Below are 3,299 nucleotides of genomic sequence, written 5' to 3'. Positions count from 1 at the left end.
TACACCACCGCCACGGTCAACTGGGACGGCCCCTACGCGAGCAACCAGCACACCAGCCTCACCTTCAACAAGGCGAGGTTCCACCTGCAGACCAAGAAGTCCACCGCCGGCACGGACCCGGTCGTGAAGTACGCCAACTACACGGGCCTGGAGAACGCGCTGGAACACAGCAGCGGAAACGGCAACGGCTCCTACAAGACGGGAACGCTCAAGACCAAGGCCAGCGGCCGGTACCAGTACCTCGGAGACGGCTACATCGAGCTGGACTGGTCCGGCGACGGCCAGGGCTACCGCAAGCCGATTCTGTTCAGCGCCTCCCCGCGCGTCTGACCTGCGCACTGCGTCCTGGACCCGTCACGTGAAAGCCACTCCGTCATGAGCCACCGGCCCGCGCGCCGCGCCCGCCGCGCCAGCGCCAGCCCGCTGTTCACCCCGCACGGCACCGATCGCACCTCTCGCAAGGCTGCCCGGCGACAGCTCGCCGAAGCCGCCGCGAAGGCACGCACCGAAGCAGCCGCCCATACCGGCGGCTCCGACGGGGCCGAGCACGAGATGCCGGCGCCGCTCTTCCCCCCGGCCGGACGCCCCGGCCCCGCCTCCTCCCGCAACAACAAGATCAAGCTGCCCGCTCACCGCATGACCACCGCCACCGCTTCCGGGGCGTACCCGTTCCTCGCCGAGGGCGGGCTGGGCGCCGAGGGCATCTACATCGGCCGCGATGTCCACGCCGAGGCGTCGTTTTGCTTCGACCCGTTCGCGCTCTACGGCAAGGTCGAAGGCTTCACCAACCCGAACGTCCTGCTGGCCGGCGTGATCGGGCAGGGCAAGTCGGCGCTCGCCAAGTCCTTCGCGCTGCGGTCGATCGCCTTCGGATACCGCGTCTACGTCCCGTGTGACCCCAAGGGCGAATGGACGCCCGTCGCTCAGGCGTTGGGCGGCACCTCCATTGCCCTCGGACCGGGACTGCCCGGCAAACTCAACCCGCTGGACGCCGCCCCTCGGCCCAACAGCGTCTCCGAGGCCGACTGGGCAGGCGAGATCCGCAAGCGCCGTCTGCTACTGCTCGGTTCCCTGGCCCGCACCGTACTCGGGCGGGACCTGCTGCCGATGGAGCACACCGGTCTCGACGTCGCCCTGGACGCCGTCGTCGCCCGCGCCGCTGCGAACGGTCGCACCCCCCTGCTCGGCGACATCGCCGCCACGCTCAACAACCCCGACGAACTCGACCGAGTCGGCGGCGTCATGTCCGGCCGCCTCGGCGACGCCTCCCGCGACCTCGCCCACGCCATGCGCCGACTGGTGCACGGCGACCTCGCCGGCATGTTCGACGCACCCTCCACCGTCGCGTTCGACCCCAACTCGCCCATGCTCACCATCGACCTCTCACGCCTGGGCGGATCCGGCGACGACACCGCCCTCGTCCTCGCCATGACCTGCGCCTCCGCATGGATGGAATCCGCGCTGTCCGACCCCAACGGTGGCCGGCGCTGGATCGTCTACGACGAGGCATGGCGCCTGATGCGCCACCCCGGCCTACTCGCCCGCATGCAGTCCCAGTGGAAGCTGTCCCGCGGTCTGGGCATCGCCAACTTGATGGTCATCCACCGCCTGTCCGACCTGCTCACCGCCGGCGACGCCGGATCCCGCGGCCGGGCGCTCGCCGAAGGACTGCTCGCCGACTGCTCCACCCGCATCATCTACCGCCAGGAGACCGACCAACTCCACGCAGCCGCAGCACTGCTGGGACTCACCTCCGTGGAAGCAGACGCGATCTCCCACCTCAACCGCGGCCGAGGACTCTGGAAGGTAGCCGGACGATCTTTCATCGTCCAACATCTCCTGCATTCCCACGAATTGGCATTGTTTGACACAGATGCCCGGATGCATTGATCGTCGGCCGCGACGCACCCACTGCCCTCAACCTCCACGGACCGCCACCCTCGATGGAAAGCCAAACCAACGCTCCGTCCTCTGTAGGACCCGGCTCCCAGATGGTGCACGAGGCGCTCGGCGCCACGCCGCGCTCCATCGCCCGGCTCCACACCGAACGACCCGAGTCGGCGCTCGCCGACCTCCTGTACACGGCGGCTCGCCATCTGGACAACGTCCACCGGCAGTTCACCGATGCCGCTCAGAGCGCGGCCTCCAACCTGACACGTGCACCTCTGGGAAGACGTCGATCAACTCCCTGGGCGTCCTGCAGAACGCGGCCACACAGATCGACATCCTCGCCGCACGCCGGGGCGATGCAGTCGACCACCTCAAGAACGTCATCAGCGCCTACCAACACGCGACGGCCTCCAAGGAGGCCGCCACCCACCAGGCGCGCCAGCCACGAGCCGTGCCGACTGCGGCACCCACTCCCGCGCCTCCTGCCCGCACGACGCGCAGCAGATAGCGCCCGCCACTGAGAAAGGAGCCCATGCCCCCGATCAGAACCGAGCTGAACGCCTTCGCCGCCGACTTGGCCCTCCGCCTGCCCGGCACCTGGAGCAGCGAGTACCACCACCACGCCGCCTACAAGGACCAGTTCCCCCTCACCGAGCAGCTCTGGGACGTCGGTCACGTCGACTGGGTGGTCAGCCAGTTCGTTCTCACCCACGACGCCGTCCTGCACAGCCCCGGTGGCAAGCGCCTGTACGTCACCGACCGTCCGCTGCACCCGCACCAGTTCGTCGTCGCCCCGCTCGAGCCGGACGACGCCCGATTCAAGCCCCACCACGTCGACGGCGTCGAGGAGCCGAACGGCATCGCCGTCCCCAACGACCCCGTTCGTGCCTCCGCCCGAATCGCCCGCCGGCTCCTGCCCCGCTATGAGCACGCCCTTGAGGCCGTACGCCGTAACGCGGCCGAACAGCCCGAGCCTCCGCACCGGCCGGCTCCACCACAGGTCACCCAGGTCGTGACGCTGACCTGGTACGACGACGGGGCACTGGGGGCGCCGTACGGAAGCGTGCCCGAGCAGGCGCGGATGACGCTGTACGCGCACGGATTCCAGTACCACCCGCACCAGGCGGCCTTCCTGCTGCCCGCCGCGTACGGCGAGCACGGCCGGGCTCTGCGGATTCAGGCGGTCGCCCGCCGACTCGCCGAGCAGGGCATCGGGGTCAACCTGCGCCACGCCGCACCGACCACGACCACCGTGCTGCCGTCCTCGCGGCCCACAGCCGCTCGCAGCCATCACCGCTGACTGCGTCTTCGTCCGGATGACGGTCGGCGTCCCCGCCGGGGAGGTGCACACTGCGCTACCTCGGCACTCCCTCGGGGCCTGACATACGGGCCGCGATGAGCGCCGGACG

At 69.7% G+C, this 3,299-nt stretch carries 2 protein-coding genes and 1 pseudogene; all 3 read left to right on the top strand.

Annotated elements, in window-relative coordinates; all coding sequences use genetic code 11:
• Positions 1 to 330, top strand: a pseudogene (locus ABT004_RS36210) (hypothetical protein); the annotation flags it as partial.
• 45 nt (positions 331 to 375) lie between these two features.
• Positions 376 to 1,890 (top strand): putative type IV secretion/conjugal transfer ATPase, encoded by a 1,515-nt coding sequence (locus tag ABT004_RS36205; RefSeq protein ID WP_351346071.1) that lies wholly within the window; start codon positions 376 to 378, stop codon positions 1,888 to 1,890.
• Between the two features lie 532 nt (positions 1,891 to 2,422).
• Entirely contained in the window at positions 2,423 to 3,190 is a 768-nt protein-coding gene (locus tag ABT004_RS36200; protein WP_351346068.1) for a hypothetical protein, read from the top strand.
• The last annotated feature ends 109 nt before the right edge of the window (positions 3,191 to 3,299 follow it).

It is taken from the genome of Streptomyces sp. NPDC002790, assembly GCF_040295505.1.
GTDB lineage: Bacteria > Actinomycetota > Actinomycetes > Streptomycetales > Streptomycetaceae > Streptomyces.
Note: the sequence above shows the minus strand (reverse complement) of the source record. Positions and strands in the feature narration are given on the sequence as shown.

Coding starts and splice junctions, on each gene's coding strand:
- ABT004_RS36205 (WP_351346071.1), top strand. CDS start 376: ATGAGCCACCGGCCCGCGCGCCGCGCCCGCCGCGCCAGCGCCAGCCCG.
- ABT004_RS36200 (WP_351346068.1), top strand. CDS start 2,423: ATGCCCCCGATCAGAACCGAGCTGAACGCCTTCGCCGCCGACTTGGCC.